At 70.3% G+C, this 19,075-nt stretch carries 20 protein-coding genes; 5 read left to right on the top strand and 15 right to left on the bottom strand.

Features of this window, described 5'->3' with window-relative positions:
- The first annotated feature begins 41 nt into the window (after positions 1 to 41).
- From RB608_RS15715 to RB608_RS15730, 5 genes are all read left to right on the top strand, one after another.
- Positions 42 to 407 (top strand): helix-turn-helix domain-containing protein, encoded by a 366-nt coding sequence (locus tag RB608_RS15715; RefSeq protein WP_308088975.1) that lies wholly within the window; start codon positions 42 to 44, stop codon positions 405 to 407.
- Positions 400 to 669 (top strand): HipA N-terminal domain-containing protein, encoded by a 270-nt coding sequence (locus tag RB608_RS28320; RefSeq protein WP_392391011.1) that lies wholly within the window; start codon positions 400 to 402, stop codon positions 667 to 669. The genes RB608_RS15715 and RB608_RS28320 overlap by 8 nt, the downstream gene beginning before the upstream one ends.
- Before the next feature lie 5 nt (positions 670 to 674).
- The gene (locus RB608_RS15720) at positions 675 to 1,664 is read left to right on the top strand and encodes a HipA domain-containing protein (RefSeq protein WP_308088976.1); all 990 of its coding nucleotides are present in this window, start codon (positions 675 to 677) and stop codon (positions 1,662 to 1,664) included.
- 145 nt (positions 1,665 to 1,809) lie between these two features.
- Positions 1,810 to 2,277 carry an OsmC family protein gene (locus RB608_RS15725; RefSeq protein ID WP_308088977.1) on the top strand — a complete coding sequence of 156 codons (468 nt, stop codon included), beginning with the start codon at positions 1,810 to 1,812 and terminating at the stop codon, positions 2,275 to 2,277.
- Positions 2,274 to 3,512 carry an amidohydrolase family protein gene (locus RB608_RS15730; protein ID WP_308088978.1) on the top strand — a complete coding sequence of 413 codons (1,239 nt, stop codon included), beginning with the start codon at positions 2,274 to 2,276 and terminating at the stop codon, positions 3,510 to 3,512. Before RB608_RS15725 ends, RB608_RS15730 begins: the two co-directional genes overlap by 4 nt.
- Positions 3,513 to 3,515: 3 nt before the next feature.
- On the opposite strand, the gene RB608_RS15735 is transcribed toward RB608_RS15730, so the two are convergent.
- The 15 genes from RB608_RS15735 to RB608_RS15805 all read right to left on the bottom strand — a co-directional run bounded on the left by RB608_RS15735 (position 3,516) and on the right by RB608_RS15805 (position 19,025).
- On the bottom strand, positions 3,516 to 4,235 hold the full coding sequence (locus RB608_RS15735) for a GntR family transcriptional regulator (protein WP_308088979.1): 720 nt from the start codon (positions 4,233 to 4,235) through the stop codon (positions 3,516 to 3,518).
- Positions 4,236 to 4,361: 126 nt separating this feature from the next.
- A complete protein-coding gene (locus RB608_RS15740) occupies positions 4,362 to 5,528 on the bottom strand; it encodes an acyl-CoA dehydrogenase family protein (RefSeq protein ID WP_308088980.1) in 1,167 nt (388 codons plus the stop codon).
- A gap of 66 nt (positions 5,529 to 5,594) precedes the next feature.
- Positions 5,595 to 6,641 carry an ABC transporter ATP-binding protein gene (locus tag RB608_RS15745; protein ID WP_308088982.1) on the bottom strand — a complete coding sequence of 349 codons (1,047 nt, stop codon included), beginning with the start codon at positions 6,639 to 6,641 and terminating at the stop codon, positions 5,595 to 5,597.
- Complete coding sequence (locus RB608_RS15750) at positions 6,638 to 7,663, bottom strand: ABC transporter ATP-binding protein (RefSeq protein ID WP_308088983.1); 1,026 nt, start codon at positions 7,661 to 7,663, stop codon at positions 6,638 to 6,640. The genes RB608_RS15745 and RB608_RS15750 overlap by 4 nt, the downstream gene beginning before the upstream one ends.
- Positions 7,664 to 7,688: 25 nt before the next feature.
- Positions 7,689 to 8,558 carry an ABC transporter permease gene (locus tag RB608_RS15755; RefSeq protein ID WP_308088984.1) on the bottom strand — a complete coding sequence of 290 codons (870 nt, stop codon included), beginning with the start codon at positions 8,556 to 8,558 and terminating at the stop codon, positions 7,689 to 7,691.
- Complete coding sequence (locus RB608_RS15760) at positions 8,555 to 9,559, bottom strand: ABC transporter permease (RefSeq protein WP_308088985.1); 1,005 nt, start codon at positions 9,557 to 9,559, stop codon at positions 8,555 to 8,557. Before RB608_RS15760 ends, RB608_RS15755 begins: the two co-directional genes overlap by 4 nt.
- An 80-nt stretch (positions 9,560 to 9,639) precedes the next feature.
- A complete protein-coding gene (locus RB608_RS15765; RefSeq protein WP_308088986.1) occupies positions 9,640 to 11,151 on the bottom strand; it encodes an ABC transporter substrate-binding protein in 1,512 nt (503 codons plus the stop codon).
- Positions 11,152 to 11,391: 240 nt separating this feature from the next.
- Positions 11,392 to 12,585 carry a CaiB/BaiF CoA-transferase family protein gene (locus RB608_RS15770; protein ID WP_308088987.1) on the bottom strand — a complete coding sequence of 398 codons (1,194 nt, stop codon included), beginning with the start codon at positions 12,583 to 12,585 and terminating at the stop codon, positions 11,392 to 11,394.
- A gap of 28 nt (positions 12,586 to 12,613) precedes the next feature.
- Positions 12,614 to 13,651: a TIGR03617 family F420-dependent LLM class oxidoreductase gene (locus RB608_RS15775; protein WP_308088988.1), complete on the bottom strand. Its 1,038-nt coding sequence runs from the start codon at positions 13,649 to 13,651 to the stop codon at positions 12,614 to 12,616.
- Positions 13,652 to 13,658: 7 nt separating this feature from the next.
- Complete coding sequence (locus RB608_RS15780; protein ID WP_308088989.1) at positions 13,659 to 14,423, bottom strand: SDR family NAD(P)-dependent oxidoreductase; 765 nt, start codon at positions 14,421 to 14,423, stop codon at positions 13,659 to 13,661.
- 31 nt (positions 14,424 to 14,454) lie between these two features.
- Entirely contained in the window at positions 14,455 to 15,027 is a 573-nt protein-coding gene (locus RB608_RS15785) for an SDR family oxidoreductase (RefSeq protein ID WP_308088990.1), read from the bottom strand.
- Positions 15,028 to 15,083: 56 nt separating this feature from the next.
- Positions 15,084 to 16,223: a thiolase family protein gene (locus tag RB608_RS15790; RefSeq protein WP_308088991.1), complete on the bottom strand. Its 1,140-nt coding sequence runs from the start codon at positions 16,221 to 16,223 to the stop codon at positions 15,084 to 15,086.
- Positions 16,216 to 16,641: an OB-fold domain-containing protein gene (locus RB608_RS15795; RefSeq protein WP_308088992.1), complete on the bottom strand. Its 426-nt coding sequence runs from the start codon at positions 16,639 to 16,641 to the stop codon at positions 16,216 to 16,218. Before RB608_RS15795 ends, RB608_RS15790 begins: the two co-directional genes overlap by 8 nt.
- Positions 16,642 to 16,643: 2 nt before the next feature.
- On the bottom strand, positions 16,644 to 17,444 hold the full coding sequence (locus RB608_RS15800) for an enoyl-CoA hydratase/isomerase family protein (protein ID WP_308088993.1): 801 nt from the start codon (positions 17,442 to 17,444) through the stop codon (positions 16,644 to 16,646).
- 87 nt (positions 17,445 to 17,531) lie between these two features.
- Positions 17,532 to 19,025, bottom strand: coding sequence for an aldehyde dehydrogenase family protein (locus RB608_RS15805; RefSeq protein ID WP_308088994.1), 1,494 nt, complete (start codon positions 19,023 to 19,025; stop codon positions 17,532 to 17,534).
- Positions 19,026 to 19,075 lie beyond the last annotated feature (50 nt).

A 19,075-nucleotide genomic window follows, 5' to 3' on the forward strand; every position in this document is an offset into this window, starting at 1 on the left:
AGAGAGATGATGTCCTCGTACGAAGACATCAGGAGGCACGGATGCCCGACATCGAGATTCCCGACTGGACCAAGCTGGGCTCGACTGTCCGCTCGGAGCGCAAACGCGCCGGCCTCAGCCAGCAGGCACTCGCCGAGCGCGCCTCCCTCTCCCGATCCTGGCTCGCCCGCCTCGAGGCCGGCCACCGCACGGCGGAGCTCGAGAGCGTCATGCGCCTGCTCCGCGCCCTCGACCTCACGTTGGTCCTCCGCCGGGCGTCCACCGACGACGAACAGCCGACGCCGGAGGGGCCGAACGACCCGGCGTACGCCGCCGCCCTGGAATCCCTCCTGACCCGACGCCATCGCGACATGGATGCTCGGTCTCGAGCCTGGACCGCCACCGAGCGTCGAGATGACGATGAGTGAGCGGCTGACCGTCCTCCTCTACGGTCAGCTGGTCGGGCACCTCGAGCGCACCGGCTCCGACGATCCCGACTTCACCTACACCGCCGAGTACGCCGCGTCGGGGCGCGCACCGTTGTCGTCACGCCTTCCCATCACGCCCCAGGGCTATCGAGCCGATCGCGTCCTTCCGTACCTGCACGGACTGCTCCCGAGAATCTCCAGACCCGCCAGCGATGGGCAGCCGGCCTCGACATCGCGCCCGACGACGCCTTCGGCCTCCTAGCGGCGATGGGCTGGGACTGCCCGGGCGCCGTCCAGTTCACCCCAGAGGGCCGTGCGGAAGAGCTCCATCAGCGTGCGGCCGAGCTGACGCCGCTGACCGAGCACGACATCGCGGACCGCCTACGCATCCTGCAGGATCAGCCCGCCTCCTGGACGACGCCAGGGGAGCACTGGTCGCTCGGCGGGCAGCAGGAGAAGTTCGCCCTCACCTGGCTCGAGGACCAGTGGCACGAGGCCGGCGGCTCGGCTGCGACCACCCACATCATCAAGCCCGGCATCAAGGTCTTGCACCACCAGGCCCTCGTCGAGCACGTCACCATGCGCGCCGCCGCCGCGACCGGCGTCAGCGTCGCGGACAGCCGACTCCTGCCCTTCGAGGACCAGTGGGCGATCGTCATCGACCGCTTCGATCGGGTGACCGTCTTCGACAAGGTGTTCCGCCTCCATCAGGAAGACTTCTGCCAAGCGCTGGGGCGCCTTCCGGAGAGGAAGTACGAGTCGGTCGGCGGCCCGGGCCTCCGCGACATGGCCGACCTGGTCCGCAAGCAGCTGACGGATCCCGAGGACGGCCTCCGCGCCCTGGCCGACTTCCTGGCCGTCAACCTGGTCGCCGGCGCCCCGGACGGCCATGCCAAGAACATCTCGCTCATCCTCGCTCCCGACGGCAATCGCTCGATCGCCCCGCTCTACGACCTCGCGTCGGGGCTGACCTACGACCCCGAAGCCGTCGAGCGCACCGTCGCCCTCTCGATCGGCGGCGAACGGATCTTCAGCAGGATCCGGGGGAAGCAGTGGCGGAAGGCCGCCGGGATCCTCAAGCTCGACACCGACCTGCTCACCCAGCGCGTCGCAACGATGGCCGAGGCCTTCCCCGGGGCATTCGAGACCGCGCTGGCGGAGATCGCCGATGCGCCGGGCACTCCGGAAGTGGCCGAGCGGACCCTGCCCGCCCTCCGACAGCACTGCTCCGAGGTCCTGGCACGCCTGGACGAGTGAGCTCGACGGCAAGTCCTGACCCGAACGCCTGCCCCGGCTCGTCGACACCTGACGAGCCGGTGGCCGGACCCGCCCCGAGCCCTTGACACCTGTCTGACAGGTGACGACTGTCTTGTCAGACAAATCGTCAACCCCGGGAGGAACCGTGACCGCACCCACCCACGCGTCGGCCAACCGCGATGTCGTCGTGCACAGCCTGGCCGACTTCGCCTCGCTCGCCGTCGTCGGCGGCGAGCACACCGTCGTCATCGACGAACCGCGCGAGTTCGAGGGCGGCGGTACGGCGCCCAACCCGTTCGGTCTCGTGCTGTCCGCCCTCGGCGGCTGCATGGCCGGCACCCTGCGGGGTGTCGCCCGCCAGCACGGCTTCGACTACGACCGGGCCGAGATCCGGCTCTCGCTGCGGATCAACCGACCGACCTCGGGCCCACTCGACCCCGGCGAGCGGGAGCTGCGGATCTCGCGGATCATCGCCGAGGTCACGGTGCACGGCGACCTCACCGCCGACCAGCAGGACGCCCTGCGGCAGGGCATCGAGACCTGCCCGGTCGGCAACACCCTGCGCCGCGGGCTCACCCTGCAGGAGTCCATCGCGTTCGAGGCGGCGGCATGAGCGCGGCGTACGACCTGCTCGTCACCGACGCCCGCCTGGCCGACGGATCCCCCGTCGCCCTGGGGATCCGCGACGGCCGCTACGCCCACGTCGGCGCCACGGCCCCGGAGGGCGCGCGAGCCGCACGGACCATCGACGCCGGCGGTGGCCTGGTCACCGAGTCCTTCGTCAACGGGCACATGCACCTGGAGAAGGTGCACACGCTGGACCGCGCGGGCGACGGCGCGCTGGCGGCGTACACGTCCGGCAACATGGGTGCCGCGCTGCGCTCGATCGTGCGCGAGGCGAGCCAGGTGAAGCGGCAGTACGACCGGGACTGGCTCGAGCCCAACATCCGGCGCGCGCTCGACGCGGCCGTGGCGCACGGGGTGCTGCACATCCAGGCGTTCGTCGACGTCGACACCACCGCCCGGCTGGTCGGGATGGAGGCAGTGCTGGCCGTGCGCGAGGAGTACCGGGACCTGCTCGACCTCCAGGTCGTGGCCTTCCCGCAGGACGGGCTGCTCCGCGACCCCGGCGCCGCCGAGCTGTGCGAGGAGGCGCTGCGGATGGGCGCGGACGTCGTGGGCGGGATCCCCTGGATCGAGATGACCGACGCCGAGGCGCAGGCGCACGTGTCCTGGGCCTGTCGGCTCGCGGCCGAGCAGGGCCGGCGCGTGGCGATGCTGGTCGACGACGCGGGCGACCCGGGACTGCGGACCACCCAGATGCTGGCCGAGTCGATGCTCGAGCACGGCCTGGAGGGTCGCGGGGTCGCCTGCCACGCGCGGGCGCTGGCGACCTACCCGCAGCCCACCCTGCAGCGACTGATGGACCTCTCCCAGGCGGCCGGCCTGGGCTTCGTGTCCGACCCGCACACCGGCCCGCTGCACCTGCCGGTGCGGGAGTTCCTCGAGGACGGCATCCCGGTCGCGCTCGGCCAGGACGACATCGAGGACGCGTACTACCCGTTCGGCCGGCACAGCATGCTGGAGGTGGCCTTCCTGGCCGCCCACACGCTCCGCTTCCTCACCGGCGCCGACCAGCGGCTGCTGCTCGACATGATCACGACGCGCGCGGCCGACGTGCTCGGCGTACCGGACCACGCGATCGGCGAGGGCAATCCGGCCAACCTCTGCATCCACCCCGACGGCCGGCTGCGCGACGTGCTCACCGAGCACGCCCGGCCGCGGTGGGTGATCCGGGAGGGCCGGGTGGTCGCCGAGTCGGAGACGACGACGCGGCTGCAGAGGTAGCGACTACCAGTCGGCCCGGCGCACCAGCGCGTAGCGGAAGGCGCCGCGCAGGTGCAGCTCGCGCGTCCAGTAGCAGACCGTGCCGGACCGGCTGATCCCCGTCGCGTCGAGGGTCATGGCCGGCTCGCCCACCGGGCGGCCGGTCAGGACGGCCTCATCCTCGGACAGTCCGTCGGCGCCGGGCCACACCAGCTCCCAGCCGACCTGCTCGCCCACCAAGACCCGGGCCAGCTCGGGCATCGGCGTCGCGGGGTCGAGGCCGGCGGGGTCGGTCCGGGCCAGGACCGGCACCACGTCACGGGCCACGAGGACCGGCTCGTCGTCAGCCGACCAGACCTTGGTCGTGCGCAACACGGACTGGCGCGGCGAGACGTCGTGCTCGCGGGCCTCGTCGAAGGTGACCTCGCCGATCTCGGCCGACACCACGCGCACTGACGGCGTGCGGCCCATGGCGGCGATCAGCTCGGCGCTCTCGAGGCGCTGCTCGAAGCGCGCGGGGATGCCGAGCAGCGAGCTGTTGACCGCGGTGTCAGCACCCTTGCGGCGATGGATGAAGCCGCGCTCCTCCAGCCGCACCAGGGCCTCGCGTACGGCGGGCCGGCTGATCTCCAGCGACGACGCGAGCGCGATCTCGCTGGGCATCGGCCCGCCCCGCTCGGCCGCCTCGGCCCACAGCCGCTGCAGCCGGCGCTCCACCGGCTCGGGCAGCTCCGCGTCGCTCACGGCGCCACCCTAGGGCGTGCCGGGACCGGCCAGGGACGTCCTACCCTGCATCCGGGTCGCCGGACCGCCCCGGATCCGACCCGAATGCCGGGTACGACGCAGCTCGGGCCCCGGAGAGGCCGCGGCTCAGGCGCTGACGATCGCGCCGCCGGACTCGCGGTCGAGCGAGCGGCCGATGACCATCCGCTGGATCTGGTTGGTGCCCTCGAAGATCTGCATCACCTTGGCCTCGCGCATGTAGCGCTCGACCGGGAAGTCCTTGGTGTAGCCCGCGCCGCCGAGCACCTGGACGGCGTCGGTGGTCACCTTCATCGCGGCATCGGTCGCGACCAGCTTGGCGATCGAGGCCTCGCGGGAGAACGGCAGTCCGAGGTCCTTGAGCCGGGCGGCGTGCAGCATGGTCGCGCGGGCGGACTGGACGGCCGCCTCCATGTCAGCCAGGACGAACGCCAGGCCCTGGTGGTCGATGATCCGCTGTCCGAACGCCTCGCGCTGCTGGGCGTAGGCCACGGCGCGGTCGACGGCACCCTGGGCCAGGCCGGTCGCGACGGCCGCGATGCCGAGCCGGCCCGCGTCGAGGCCGGCCAGGGCGATCCGCAGGCCCTGACCCTCGTCGCCGAGGCGCTGCTCGACGGGCACCCGGACCCCCTCGAAGCGCATGGTCGCGGTGGTCGAGCCCATCAGGCCCATCTTGTCCTCGGGCGGGTCGGCGCTCAGTCCGGGCGTGCCGCCGCGGACCAGGAAGCAGGAGATGTCACCGCGGCCGTCGCCGGTGCGCGCCATGACCTTGTAGAAGTCGGCCTGTCCCCCGTGGGTCACCCAGGCCTTGGCGCCGTCGATCACATAGGCGTCCCCGTCGCGGCGGGCGCGGGTCCGCATGGCCGCCGGGTCGGATCCCGCATGGGCCTCGGAGAGGCAGTAGGCACCGAGCAGCTCGCCGCCCAGCATCTCGGGGAGCCAGGCCGCGCGCTGCTCGTCGGTGCCGAAGGTGGCCAGGCCGAAGCAGCTCAGGGCGTGCACCGAGACACCGACCCCGACGCTCGACCAGACGGCGCCGATCTCCTCGAGCACCTGCAGATAGACCTCGTAGGGCAGCCCGGCACCCCCGACCTCCTCCGGGTAGGGCAGGCCGAGGAAGCCGGAGCGGCCGAGCAGCCGGAACACCTCGCGGGGGAAGACGCCCGCCGCCTCCGCCTCGGCGGCGCGCGGCAGCAGCTCGTCGGTGGCGAGCTGGCGGGCCAGGCGGAGCAGGTCGGCGGTCTCCTCGGACGCCATCAGGCGGCGAGCGGGCATGGTTCCTCCCAGCAGATTGAGTACCTCAGTAACGTGATTGGTACTGACAACAGTACTCTCGTCCGCTCAACTGGCAGCGACCGGCGGTCCAGGAGGGACCGAGCCGACCGACGCTCTCGTGCCGATCGTGGCGAGGTCCCATCGACCGTCAAAGTCGAAATGACAGGCCACCCGATGCCCCGGCGCCACCTCGCGCCACTCCGGCGCCTGCTCGGCACAGCGGTCTTGGGCCATGGGGCAACGAGTGCGGAAGCGGCAGCCCGAGGGCGGGTCGGTCGGACTGGGCAGCTCACCCGTGAGCACGATCCGCTCCCGTGACCGGCCGCCCACCACCGGCTCCGGCTGGGCGGAGAGCAACGCCGCGGTGTACGGATGACGGGGATCGCAAGTGACCGCGCCCGCGGGGCCGATCTCGACGAGCGAGCCCAGGTACATCACCGCCAGGCGGTCCGACATGTGCCCGGCCACCCCGAGGTCGTGGGTGATGAAGACGAACGAGAGCCCGAGCTCCCGCTGAAGCGCGCTCAGGAGGTTGAGGACCTGTGCCTGCAATGCGACATCCAGCGAGGCCACCGACTCGTCGCACACGAGAAGCTCGGGGTCGAGCACGAGCGCACGGGCGATGCTGACCCGCTGCCGCTGGCCGCCGGAGAGTTGATGGGGGTAGCGACGTCCGTGTGCCTCGGAGAGACCGACGCGCTCCAGCAGCTCCACCGCTCGAGCCTGACGTTGCCGGGACGACAGGCGACCATGGACGACCAGCGGCTCGATGACGCTGTCCAGCACGGTTCGTCGGGGGTTGAGCGTGGCCGACGAGTCCTGGAAGACCATCTGATAGCGGGCCTGCAGCTGTCGTCGCTCGCGACGCCCCAGGTCGCTGGGGTCCACACCGTCATAGGTGAGAAGCCCGCCCGACAGCGGAACCAGACCCATGACCGCTCGCCCGAAGGTCGACTTGCCGGACCCCGACTCGCCCACCAACCCGAGCGTCTCCCGCCTGGCGACGTCCAAGGTGATGCCGTCGACGGCGCGCAGTCGCTCACCACCGACACGGAAGTCGACCCGGAGATCGCGCGCGGCGAGCAACGGAACATCCTCGGCTGCGGTAGTCATCCGACCCCCTCGAACTCGATCTCGGACGACCGGACGCAGCGGACCTTGCGCTCGGACGCGATGGTCACCAGTGCCTGCTCGTTGCCACAGACGTCGCCGGCGTGGTCGCACCGCGGCCGGAACCTGCATCCACCCGGCATCTCGGTGGGCGACGGAACCGTGCCACGGATCTCGTAGAGGTCACGGCCCTTGTCATCGGCACGCGGGATCGCGCGGATCAGACCGGCGGTGTACGGATGGGCCGGCGCGGCCAGGAGGCCAGCGACGTCCGCCACTTCGACCACCTCTCCGGCGTACATCGTGAGAGCACGGGAGCAGAACTCCGCGACGACACCGAGATCGTGGGTGATGAACAGGATCGCGACGCCCCGCTCCCTGCTCAGCCGTCCCAGCAGGTCCAGGATCTGCGCTTGGATCGTCACGTCCACGGCGGTGGTGGGCTCGTCCGCGATGATCAGGTCCGGGTCGCAGGCCAGGGCCATGGCGATCATGACGCGTTGCTTCATGCCACCCGACATCTGATGTGGATACTCGCCGAAACGTCGCGCTGGCATCGCGATGCCCACCGCGTCGAGGAGCTCGATCGCGCGTAGCCGCGCCTGCTTCACGGACACGTCGCGGTGCGCCCGGATCGTCTCGACCAGCTGCGTCCCGACGGTGAAGACCGGATCGAGGGCAGTCGCTGACTCCTGGAACACCATGCTCATCTCCCGTCCGCGGACGGCACGCATCTCCCGCTCGGGAAGCGCGAGGATGTCACGCCCGCCGAGATAGGCCCGCCCCTCGACACGGGTCTTGGCGGGGTCGAGCAACCGCATGAGCGCCAGACCGGTGACCGACTTGCCACTGCCGCTCTCCCCCACCATCCCCACCGCCTCACCCGCACCGATGGTGAAGCTGACGTCGCGGACGACCTGCACCTCCCCTGCGGGCGACCGGAGGTACACGCTCAGGTTCTCGACCCGCAGAGTCGGCGCGGCCGGAAGGCTCGCACTCGGCGGGACGGCTTCACTGCCGTTCATGGGGGACTCCCTCATCTGGGTGGCCTCACGCGCGCCGATCCCGGGCACGCGGGTCGAATCGTTCCTGGGCGAGGTCGCTGATCATGTTGAAGACCAGCACCGTCACCACGATCGCGATGCCGGGCGGGAACATCAGGCGCGGCGCCTGTGGCATGAACGCGAAGGCGCGCGAGAGCATGGAGCCCCAGCTCGCGGCCGGCGGCTGCACACCCAGGCCGAGGAAGCTCAAGATGGCCTCGGCGATGAGCGCCACCCCCAGGAAGATGGCCGCCTGGACCAGCACCGGCTGCATGGCGTTGGGCAGGATGTGGCGGAACACGATACGGAACGGACCGCAGGAGAAGGACCGCGCGACCTCGACGTAGGGCCGCTCCTTGACGGCGAGCACCTGCGCCCTGATCAGTCTCGCCAACGACGGCGAGAGGACGATGCCCACGGCGGCCATCGAGTTGACCAGTCCGGGGCCGGCCGCCGCCGCCACACCGAGGGCCAGGATCAGCGGCGGGAAGCACAGGACCGCGTCCACCCCCCGCATGAGCACAGCATCGACCCAGCCGCCGAAGTAGCCGGCGACGATACCGACCGGCAGTCCGATCAGCACCGACACCGCGACGGCGATGAAGCCGGCTGCGAGCGACGTGCGCGTACCAGCGATGAGCCGGCTCAAGACGTCGCGGCCGACGTCGTCGGTCCCGAGCCAGTGGGCGCTCGACGGCGAGTCGAGGATGTTGCCGAGATCCTGGGCGTTCGGGTCATAGGGTGCCAGCGCGTTCGGGAGGAGCGCGCAGCAGGCGAGCACGGCGAGCACGGCCAGACACAGCCACAGTCGCAGCGGTACGGCGCGCAGGCCGCCGGTCCCGGGCACGCCGGTGACACGACTCGTCGACGCGCTCATACCGTGACTCCTCGCTGTGCTCGCCTCAGCCCGGCCCGTCGTGCCGGCCGGACGCCGATCCGTGGATCGACATAGCGGTAGACGAGGTCGACGGCCAGGTTGGTGAGGATGATCAGCAGGGCGGTCACGAACACCACGCCCTGGATCACCGGGTAGTCCCGTTGGTTGGCCGACTGGACGATCAGGCTCCCGATGCCCGGGATGGCGAACACCGACTCGATGACGACCGTGCCGCCCAGCAGGTGACTGATCTGGAGTCCGACGACGGTCACCAGCGGCAGGCTCGCGTTCTTCATCGCGTGGCGCCACACCACCGCGCGCTGAGGCAGGCCCTTGGCCCGATGCGTGCGGATGAAGTCCGACCGGAGCACCTCGACGAGGGCGCTGCGCACCTGGCGCGCTATCTCGGCGGCTCCGGCGGTGCCCAGCGCGATCGCCGGCAGGGTCACGTGTCGTGCCCACGCGGCGAAGTCCTCCCAGGGCAGGGCATAGCCGCTCACCGGGAGCCAGTTCAGCGTGAGGCCGAACACGACGACGATAACCATCCCGAGCCAGAAGTTCGGTACGGCGACCCCCAGCGTCGCGACGGCGGTGACGGCGGTGTCGGCTTTCGAGCCGTGCCGCAAGGCGGCCGCCACGCCGGCGCCGACACCGATGATGATCGAGAAGAGCAGTGCCACTGCCGCGAGGGTCAAGGTGGCCGGCAGACGCTGGCCGATGAGATCCCAGACCGAGGCGTCACCGCGGATCGTCGTACCGAGGTCCCCGGTCACTGCTCCCCGAAGCCAGTCGAGGTATTGCACCACGAAAGGGCGGTCGAGACCGAGATCAGCCCGGATCTCGGCGACCCGCTGCGCGGTCGCGTCCTCTCCCGCGATCGCCAGGGCCGGGTCGCCCGGGACGAGCTTTTGCAGGCCGAAGGTGATCACCGTCGCCAAGACGAGGGTGAGCACGATGGAACCCGCTCGCTGCACACATGTCCGAAGCAAGACCGCCCACACTCCTTCGTGGTGTCTCGGGAGGCGCCGGGTCGGTCGGTGCGGCTCGCCGCCGACCGCCCCGGCGCCCTGGGTCCGTGGGATCAGTTCTCGATCCAGATGCCGTCGAGTCGCGGCTTGAGCACCGCGTCCACCCGCACTCCGTGGACCGACGAGGTCGTGACGGCGATGAAGGGGTTGAAGGCCACCGGCAGCAGCAGGCTCTCGTCCGCGATCGCCTCGGCCGCGGCCTGCAGGTGCTTGTTGCGCTCGGCGATGTCCGAGGTCGCGTTGGCCTCCGCCAGCTTCTCCATCACCGCGGGGTGCTCCTCGTGCGGCAGGTTGTACAACGCTTCCGCGCCGAAGGTGGCGTTGATCGTGTCCCCGACATCGGCGCGGCTGACGCCGTAGGCGAAGAACAGATCCGCCGACTGGTCTTGGAACATCTCCGCCACGGCCTGGGTCAACTCGGTCGGTCGGATGTCCAACTCGACGCCGATCTCGGCGAGCTGCGCCTGCAGAACCTCCGCCTTGCGTACCTCGATCTCACTGGTCTGGGTCAGCATCGTGAGACCGACGCCGTCGCCGTAGCCAGCCTCCGCCATCAGCGAGCGAGCCTGGTCGAGGTCAGGGGCGTTGTCCACGGCGATCGACGGCGCGGCCGCAGGGCTGTCCTCCGGGAAGAACTGGTAGCCGGGCTCGCCCAGTCCGAAGGTCGCGGCCTTGACGAAGACGTCACGGTCCAGGGCGAGGGAGAGCGCCCGGCGTACCCGTGGATCGTTCAGCGGCTTCTTCGAGCGGTTCATGTGGATCTGGTCCAACAGGTACGAACTGCCCGTGGTCACGTTCACGCTCGGATCGGACTCGAGCTGCGCGACGTCCTTCGGGGAGACGCTGAAGGACAGGTTCTGCTCGCCGCTCTTGATGGCGTTGAGGATCGTCGTCGGCTCCTGGAAGATCGTGAACTCGACCGCGTCCGGATAGATCCCGTCGGGGTTCCAGTAGTCCTCGAATCGCTCGAGCTCGATCTTGGCCCCCTTCTTGTAGCTGACGAAGCGGTAGGGTCCGGCTCCCACCGGGTGCTGGGCGAAGCCCTCCGGGTCCTTCTCGTAGGCGGCGCGGGACATCACCATCCCCGAGCGGCCGGAGAGGACCCATGGCAGGCCCGTGAACGGCTCGGTCAGCTGGACGGTGACCTCGAGCTCGCCCGTCGCCTCCGCCGACTCGACCTTGGCCAAGTCGACCTGGGCACCGCCCCCCTCCGGCCCGCGGGCGTGGTTCAGGAACCAGACCACGGCCTCGGCGTCCACGGGCGACCCGTCGTGGAACGCCGCGCCCGCGCGCAACGTCATCACGAAGGTCGTCGGGTCGCTGAACGTCCACGACTCGGCAAGCCGCGGGTCGACCTCGCCGGTCTCGGAGTTGAACTCCGTCAGCGTGTCGAAGATCGAGTACTGGACGATGAAGTCAGCACTGCCCGAGTTCCCGAGCACGGGGTTGAACGACGACGGCTGGGCCGCCAACGCCACGCGCAGCGTGCCGCCCTTGGCCGGCTTCCCGGCATCGCCGTCCGACTGCGCCGTCCCGCCACAGGCGGTCGCGAGTGCGGCGACCATGACGACTGATCCCACTGATGCCGCGAGGCGGCGGATTCTCGATCTCATCCGGTGGTTCCTTTTCACTGAGATCACACTTGGTTGTCAGCCAACAATTTACCTGATCCGCGCCTTGTGTCAAGGGTCACAAGGGACACCGGCCGCACTTGCCCTGCTGCGACCGCGCGCGGGCAGGCTGCCGCGCACGGACGACCTGTCGTCGTACGCGGAGGGCCGGCGCACCGGCGGGGCGGCGAGGACTCAGACGACTCCGCTGTCGCGCAGGGCGCGGATGCGCTCGGCGTCGTAGCCGAGTCCGGCGAGCAACGTGTCGGTGTCCTGGCCCATCTCGCGACCTGGCCAACGGATGGCGCCGGGCGAGACCGAGAGCCGCGGCACCACGGCCTGCATCTGCAGCAGACGACCCAGGTTCTCGTCGTACACCTCTTCGAGGATGCCTCGCGCGACGGCATGCTCGTCGCCGAGGAGATCCGCGGCCGAGTTGACCCGAGCCGCCGCGATGCCGGCTTCGTCGGCCAGCGCCAGGAACCGCTCGCTCGACATCGCCGCGAACCGGGGAACGAGTTCGCCGTCCAGCGACTCACGGTGGGCCACCCGTTCCGCGTTGGTCCGGAACCGGGAGTCGTCGACCAGATGCCCGAGGTCGAGGATCGAGCACAACCGCTCGAACATGTTCTGCGTGCTGCACGGCAGCTGCACCCACACGCCGTCGGCGAACTCGTAGGTGTCATGGGGCGCGATGACCGGGTTGGCCGTACCCGATCGTTCCGGCACATAGCCCGTCTCGACGTAGCCGACGTAGTAGCCGTCCAGCACCCGAATCAGCGACTCGGCCAGGCTCAGGTCGATGAGCTGTCCGCGCCCTGTCGTGCGTTGGTGGAACAGCGCCAGCATGAGGGACAGCGCGCCGTACACGCCTGCGACATGGTCGGCGATCGGCGCTCCGGCAGGCATCGGCCGGCCGTCCCGATCACCCGTCGCATAGGTCAGCCCGCTGTACGCCTCGACGATGCGGGAGAACGCAGGCCGGTCTGCGTAAGGCCCTGTCCGTCCGAAACCGGTCATGTGCAGCACGACGATCCCCGGGTTCACCCGGGACAGGTCCTCGTAGTCGATCCCCCACTTGCGCAGTGTCGAGAGCCGGTAGTTCAGGGTGATCGCGTCGGCGCCCGCCACGAGGTCGAGGAGCACCTCACGCCCCTCAGGCCGCGAGAGATCCAGGCCCAGGAACCGCTTGTTGCGATTGGTGACCTTGCTCGTGAGGCACTGGCCCTCCGCGCTGTGCGGCGGGTAGCGCCGACCGGGATCGCCGGCGGTCGGATGCTCGATCTTGACGACGTCGGCACCGAAGTCCGCCAGGATCCCCGTCATCGCGGGGACGGCGAGGACCGTTCCCGCGTCGATGATGCGCACACCCTCCAGCACCGATGTCATGCCCTCTCCCTCCAGGACACGGGGCGGCTCAACTCGCCGGCCCGTTGTTGCGAATCGCTGCGGTGAGGTGCAGCACCGTCTGCGGATCCTCGAAGCCTCGCTGGTTGATGCTGAGGCTATCGACGAGATCGCCGAACCGCTGCCACAACAGCGCACCGACCTGCTCGGGAGCGCCCTCGACCGCGAAGGTGGCGACCATGTCGTCGGAGACCAGCGAGCTCATGCGCTCCCACCGCTGCGGGTCGGCGGTCTTGGACATCCGATTGAGCTCCTCCCCGAGCTCGCCCCAGCCGTGGAGATCCAGTACTGGACGGTAGGCGGGGGTCGAGCCGTAGAAGGCGATCCGCTGGCGCACGAGCTCGCGCGACCGGGCGATCTCCTCGTCGTGGAGGCCGGACACCACGAACGGCGCGGCCACCAGCTTCACCTCGCCGACCGGGCGCGCACCACGCTCGGCGCCTCGCTGCAACGCCGGCACGGTGACCTCACGCAGGAATCGCTCGGTGGTGAAGGGGTGGATGATGACACCGTCGGCGACCGCGCCCGCCGTCTCGGTCATCCGCTGGCCGACGGCGGCGACGAGGATCTCCGGGGCCGGTCGGCTCACCGCCGGCGCATACTCCGGGATCATCAGCGTGTGGGTGTAGAACTCGCCGTCGAATCGGAGCTGCTCCCCGGTCTCCCACGCGTGCCAGATCGCGCGCAGGGCTCGCACGTACTCCTCCATCCGGCGAGCAGGCGCGCTCCACGGCATCGAGAAGCGCCGCTCGATGTGCGGCCGCACCTGGCTGCCGAGCCCGAGGGTCAGCCGACCGCCGCTGTACTCCTGCAGAGCGGTCGCCTGCAGAGCCAAGGTCATCGGGCTCCGCGCGAAGGCGACGACGATATTGGTCATCAGGCCGATCCTGTCGGTGGCCTCGGCGGCGAGCGTCAGTTGGAGCATCGGGTCGGAGTTGATCTCGCTGATGGCGACAGCATCGAAGCCCGTCGCCTCTGCCTCGCGAGACAGCTCGCGGGTGTCGTGGAGACCTCCGTCCGGGACGGAGAGGGGAAGGATGGTGCGCATCGGCCGGTCACCTCCCCCGGGCCGCGGGCCTGGCGTAGATGCTCTTGCCCCCGCAGACGTACAGCGTCTGGCCGGTGACGGCGCGCGCCGCCGGCGAGGCGAGGAAGCTCGCCGCCCAGGCCACGTCCTCCGGCGTGCCCAGAGTCCCGGTCGGCTGGGCCTCCATGAGCTTGTCCTTGACCGGCTGGTCGAGGGACTGCATCAAGGGCGTGTCGATCAGCCCCGGCGCGATGCAGTTGACCCTGACACCGTACTTCGCCAGCTCGATCGCCAGGGACCGGGTGGCCGAGACCACCGCGCCCTTGGTCGCCGCATAGGCGAACTGTCCGTACCAACCGAGCCACGCCCGTGAGGCGATGTTGATGATCGACCCCGCACGGCGGGGAACCATCTCCTGCGCCGCCAGCTGACAGCCGTAGTAGACGCTGCTCAGGTTGATGGCGACCGTCCGCTCCCAGGTCTGGTCGTCCAGCCCGCGGATGCCTCCGTTCTGGCCGGTCCCGGCGTTGTTCACCAGGACATCCACTCCGCCGAAGGCGCTCCGCGCGGCCGCGAACGTGGCGAGGAATCCCTCGCGTCGGGTCACGTCCATCTCGACGGCGACAGAGCGGCCCCCAGCCGTCTGGATCTCCGCGGCCACCGCGTCCGCCCGGCCGCCGTCCAGGTCGGCGACGACCACCTGCGCTCCCGCAGCGGCGTACTCGCGGGCGATCGCGGCACCGATGCCGGATCCGGCGCCGGTCACCACGGCGACTCGTGACGTCTGCTCCATGTGCTCTCCTCCTGGTCCTTCCCGACCGCTGTCACGCACTGAGGCTCGACAGCAGGCTGGCTCCACCGGTGCACTGCAGGACCTGACCGGTGATGTAGGCGCTGCGCTCGTCCAGCAGGAACGAGATGGCCGCGGCAAGGTCGTCGCACTCGATGTCCCAGGGCAGCAGCGACTCGACGTGGGCGCCGACGGTGTCTTCCTGATCGTCGCCGCCGGCGTCCGTGAGGCCGACGACCACGTTGACGGTGATGCCTGATCGACCCAGTTCCAGCGCCAGGCTGCGCACTGCGGAGACGAGGGCGCCGCTGGCCGCCGCCACTGCGGTGCGGGCAGGCGCGCCGAGAAGGTCACGTGAAACGAGAACCACGACCCGACCACCGGTGGCGGGGAATCGTGCCCGAGCGCGATCGACAGCGCCGCGCAACAGCTCCACCACGTCGGCAGCCTCGTCCCCGCCGCCTGCCGGGATCAGCAGCCCCGGGTCGACGAGCACACCACACAGGTCGCCCGCCCCCGTGTCCGCGGACGCCCGGACGTCCCATCCCCGTTCGCGCAACCCTTCGGCCACCTGGTCGGCGACGGTGCCCACGCCGACCAGCTCCACGAGTCGAAGTCCTGTCTCCATCGTCACGATCGACCTCTCTCCGCTCATCGAGCTCACTACGCACACAGGATGTGAATGGAGCAAGCTCCGTTGTCGACGCCGTAGATGCCGCCGCCGGTGACGTGCGCCAGGCCGACGGACGGGCCGGGCAGCTGCAGGTCGCCGGCTGTGCCGGTGAGCTGCCAGTAGAGCTCGTTGATCTGCGCGATGCCGGTCGCGGCCACCGGGTGTCCCCTCGAGAGGAGACCCCCGCTCGGGTTCACCGGGAGGGCGCCGTCGCGGGCGAACTCGCCCTCTCGGAGACGGACATGGGCCCGTCCTCGTTCGGCGAGCCCGAGCGCCTCCGTGTGCAGGAGCTCGGAGATGCTGAACGCATCGTGGAGCTCGACCACATCGATGTCCGCCGGCGTGAGCCCGGCCATCTCGTATGCCGCCGCCGAGGTACGGGCGGTGATGTCGGGCCAGGTCATGTCGCGGTGGCGGTTGTGGAACTCACCGGAGCGCACGGCGCTCCCCGCCACTCTGATCGACGGTCCGACCAGCGAACGCGCGACCTCGGCGCTGCAGAACAGGGCGGCGGCCGCGCCGTCGGTGTTCGGGCAGCAGTGCAGCAGACGCAGCGGATCGGCGACCGCCCGCGAGGCTTGGACGTCCTCGATGTCGACCTCCTGCCGGAAGTGGGCCCGGGGGTTGAGCGCTCCGTTGCGACGGTTCTTCACCGTGACCAGGTCCAGGACGTCGGCGGGCACGTCGAAGTCGGTCAGGTACCGCTGCGCCCGCATGGCGTACGCCGCCGGCATCACCATGCCGACTCCCACCTCGACGTCCCGCGAGCTCAACGGAAGGGTGCCGCCGCCCAGGTCGCTGAGGTTCTCGGCACCGACGGCGACGGCGCACTCGGACATCCCGGACGCCACCGCCACCCAGGCCAGGTGCACGGCCGAGCCGCCGCCGGCGCAGGCGTTCTCCACCGTGAAGATCGGCGGCCCCGACACACCGATCCCCTGGAGGGCTCGTTGGGTCATGAGGCTGCCGCCGAAGGTCGTGGCGCCGTAGGCGGCGTCGATCCGGTCGGGTTCGACGCCCGTCGACTGGACCAGCGCCCGGAGCGCCTCCCCGGCGAGCTCGGCGGCGCCGTCGCCGGGCCGCTTGCGGAAGCCACCGTAGGCGGCCCCGGACATCCACACCTCACGCATCGTGGTCACCTCCGTCGATCGGTGGCCTCGCAACGTAGGTCGGAACAGCAGAGTCGCCCACCGCTCCGGCGACCAGCCGGACCGGCGTGCCGGGCGCGAGGGAGCCCGACGCCGACCTGCCCTCCGCCTGGACGGGTGCGAGGACCCGCAGGCCGTCGACATCGAGATAGGCCAGGCAATACGGCGTCTCGAACGCCGGCGGCCCGATCCTGACCATCGTCGAGGCGTACACCGTCCCCTCCGGCCCGACACGCTCCGCCGTGACCTCGGCCGAGCCGCAGGAGCCGCACACGGCTCGCGCCGGGAACCACGGGCTCGCACACCGCGCGCATCTGCTCACGACCAGGTGGACGCCACCGTCGTCCCCCACGACGAACAACTCCGGCTCGGCACGCCTCGTCATCGCCTGATCACTCATCCCTATCGCCCCTCGTACTGCGGCTCGCGGCGCTCGACGAACGCGCGCCGGCCCTCGAGGCGATCGTCGGTGTCACGCAGCAGGCCCCACAGGAGTTGTTCGAGCTCGATCGACTGGCTCAGGGACATCTCCTCGGTCCGGTCGCTCACCAGTTTGAGTCCCTGGATCGCCAGCGGCCCGTTGGCCTCGATCCTGGCTGCCAGCTCCAGCGCCCGGTCCACCAGCACCGCGCCGTCGTGGACGTCGCTGACCAAGCCGAGGCGCAGCGCGTCTGCGGCCTCCACCCGATCGCCGGTCAGGATGAGCTTCATCGCCACCGCGCGAGGCATCGAGCGCAGGAGGTAGGACACCCCACCGACACCGGGGACACTGGCCCACCGCGCCTCAGGCATGCCGAAGGACGCGGTCTCGCTCGCCACGCGGAGATCGGCCGCGAGAGCGAGCTCGAAGCCGCCTCCGATGGCGTAGCCGTTGACCGCGGCGATCAGAGGCTTGCCGAGGTTCAGGCTGCTGATCGTCAGCGCTCGCACGTACACGCCGGCGTCGATGCTCTCCTTGCGCGGCGAGAAGTAGCCCTGCGCGAAAGATGCCGTCGGGGGCGGCACGTCCTTGAGGTCGGTACCGACGCAGAAGGCCCGGCCCGAGCCGGTGACCACGGCGGTCAACAGGCTCGGGTCATCGCGCAACTCGCACAGAACCCCCCGCAGGGAGTCCAAGTGCTCGAGGTCGAGCGCATTGAGCGCATCGGGTCGGTTCAGGGTCACCAGAAGGGTCTTGCCATGACGCTCCACGTCGACGCTCATCGAAGGTCCTCTGTTAGTTGCTTGTTAACTAGCAAGTCACTGTATCAGTGGAACGACTCCCACGGAAGCCGAGCGGTCGTGCGACAGTCAGGCGTCCACGGCGACCAGGATGGACTTGGTCTCCAGATACGGCTCCAGCCCGTCCGGCCCGAGCTCACGACCCCAGCCGGACTGCTTGAAGCCGCCCGTCGGCATGGCGACATCGGGCGAGGCGTGGACGTTGACCCCCACGCGGCCGGCCCTGATCAGTCCCGCGACACGATGCGCCCGGTCGATGTCCTCGGTCCACACGCTTCCCGCCAGGCCGTACGGCGTGTCATTGGCCAGCGCGACCGCTTCGGCCTCGTCGGCGAAGGGCATCACGGCGACGATCGGACCGAATATCTCCTCCCGGACCAGGGACATCGACGGATGGACGCCGGTCACGACCGTCGGCGGGTAGAAGAACCCGGCACCCTCGGGCGCCGCACCTCCGGTGACGACCTCGGCGCCGTCCCGGAGCCCCTGGGCGACGTAGCCGTCGACCCGTTGCCGCTGACGCTGCGAGATGAGCGGGCCGATCTGTGCGCTCTCGTCCGTGCGGTAGCCCAGTCGGATGGCATCCGCGGCGACGGCGAGCCCGCTCACCACCTCCTCGATCACCGACTCGTGCACCAGGAGGCGGGAGCCCGCCGTACAGATCTGACCGGCGTTGCTGAAGATCGCCGTCGCGGCGCCAGGGATCGCCGCCGAGAGGTCAGCGTCCTCGAAGACCAACACCGGGGACTTGCCACCGAGCTCGAGGGTGAGCTTCTTCATGTTGCCCTGGGCGGCCTGCAGGATCGAGCGGCCCACCTCGGTCGAGCCGGTGAACGAGACCTTGTCGATGTCGGGGTGGGCTGCGATGGCGGCGCCCGCCCGGCTTCCGACACCGGTGACGACGTTGAGGACGCCAGGCGGCAGGCCGGCCTCCAGGCAGAGCTCGGCCAGGCGGAGGGCTGTCAGCGGCGTCTCCTCGGCCGGCTTGACCACCGTCGAACAGCCCGCGGCCAGCGCGGGAGCCAACTTCCAGGACAGGGAGAGAAGTGGCCCGTTCCAGGGCACGATGATCCCGGCGACGCCGATCGGCTCGCGGCGCGTGTACGCGTGGAACCGCCGCGTCCCTGGTCCGGCCAGGTCGACTGCTCGACCCTCGATCCGCTCGACCGCTCCGGCGTAGTAGCGGAAGGTCCGGGCAACGCTCGGAAGCACGTGCGCCGACGCGAAGGAGAGCGGCATCCCCTGGTTCCGGGTCTCGAGATCGGCCAGCTCCGCGCTGTGCCGGTCGACCAGGTCCGCGATCCGCCACAGCACCTGCGAGCGCCGGTCCGCGCTCCAGCCCCGCCAGCGCAGGTCGTCGAAGGAAGTCCGCGCCTCGGCGACCGCGTCGTCGACATCCGCCTCTGCGGCCTGGGGGACCCGCGCGAAGGGCTGCCCGAGTCCTGGATCGACCACGTCGATCCACTCACCACTCGACGCATCCCGGCGTGCGTCGCCGATCACCATCTGCCACGTGGCGAGTGCCTGCCCGGCCAGCGAGCCGCTCTGCTGAGTTTCGGTCATACCCGGACCCTAGGCAACAGGTTGTCTGTTGACAAGCATGTATCTATCCG

This window comes from Nocardioides sp. LHD-245 (genome assembly GCF_030929495.1).
Taxonomy (GTDB): Bacteria; Actinomycetota; Actinomycetes; order Propionibacteriales; family Nocardioidaceae; genus Nocardioides.

Coding starts and splice junctions, on each gene's coding strand:
- RB608_RS15715 (WP_308088975.1), top strand. CDS start 42: ATGCCCGACATCGAGATTCCCGACTGGACCAAGCTGGGCTCGACTGTC.
- RB608_RS28320 (WP_392391011.1), top strand. CDS start 400: ATGAGTGAGCGGCTGACCGTCCTCCTCTACGGTCAGCTGGTCGGGCAC.
- RB608_RS15720 (WP_308088976.1), top strand. CDS start 675: ATGGGCTGGGACTGCCCGGGCGCCGTCCAGTTCACCCCAGAGGGCCGT.
- RB608_RS15730 (WP_308088978.1), top strand. CDS start 2,274: ATGAGCGCGGCGTACGACCTGCTCGTCACCGACGCCCGCCTGGCCGAC.
- RB608_RS15740 (WP_308088980.1), bottom strand. CDS start 5,528: ATGCCCGCTCGCCGCCTGATGGCGTCCGAGGAGACCGCCGACCTGCTC.
- RB608_RS15745 (WP_308088982.1), bottom strand. CDS start 6,641: ATGACTACCGCAGCCGAGGATGTTCCGTTGCTCGCCGCGCGCGATCTC.
- RB608_RS15750 (WP_308088983.1), bottom strand. CDS start 7,663: ATGAACGGCAGTGAAGCCGTCCCGCCGAGTGCGAGCCTTCCGGCCGCG.
- RB608_RS15755 (WP_308088984.1), bottom strand. CDS start 8,558: ATGAGCGCGTCGACGAGTCGTGTCACCGGCGTGCCCGGGACCGGCGGC.
- RB608_RS15765 (WP_308088986.1), bottom strand. CDS start 11,151: ATGGTCGCCGCACTCGCGACCGCCTGTGGCGGGACGGCGCAGTCGGAC.
- RB608_RS15770 (WP_308088987.1), bottom strand. CDS start 12,585: ATGACATCGGTGCTGGAGGGTGTGCGCATCATCGACGCGGGAACGGTC.
- RB608_RS15775 (WP_308088988.1), bottom strand. CDS start 13,651: ATGCGCACCATCCTTCCCCTCTCCGTCCCGGACGGAGGTCTCCACGAC.
- RB608_RS15780 (WP_308088989.1), bottom strand. CDS start 14,423: ATGGAGCAGACGTCACGAGTCGCCGTGGTGACCGGCGCCGGATCCGGC.
- RB608_RS15790 (WP_308088991.1), bottom strand. CDS start 16,223: ATGCGTGAGGTGTGGATGTCCGGGGCCGCCTACGGTGGCTTCCGCAAG.
- RB608_RS15795 (WP_308088992.1), bottom strand. CDS start 16,641: ATGAGTGATCAGGCGATGACGAGGCGTGCCGAGCCGGAGTTGTTCGTC.
- RB608_RS15800 (WP_308088993.1), bottom strand. CDS start 17,444: ATGAGCGTCGACGTGGAGCGTCATGGCAAGACCCTTCTGGTGACCCTG.
- RB608_RS15805 (WP_308088994.1), bottom strand. CDS start 19,025: ATGACCGAAACTCAGCAGAGCGGCTCGCTGGCCGGGCAGGCACTCGCC.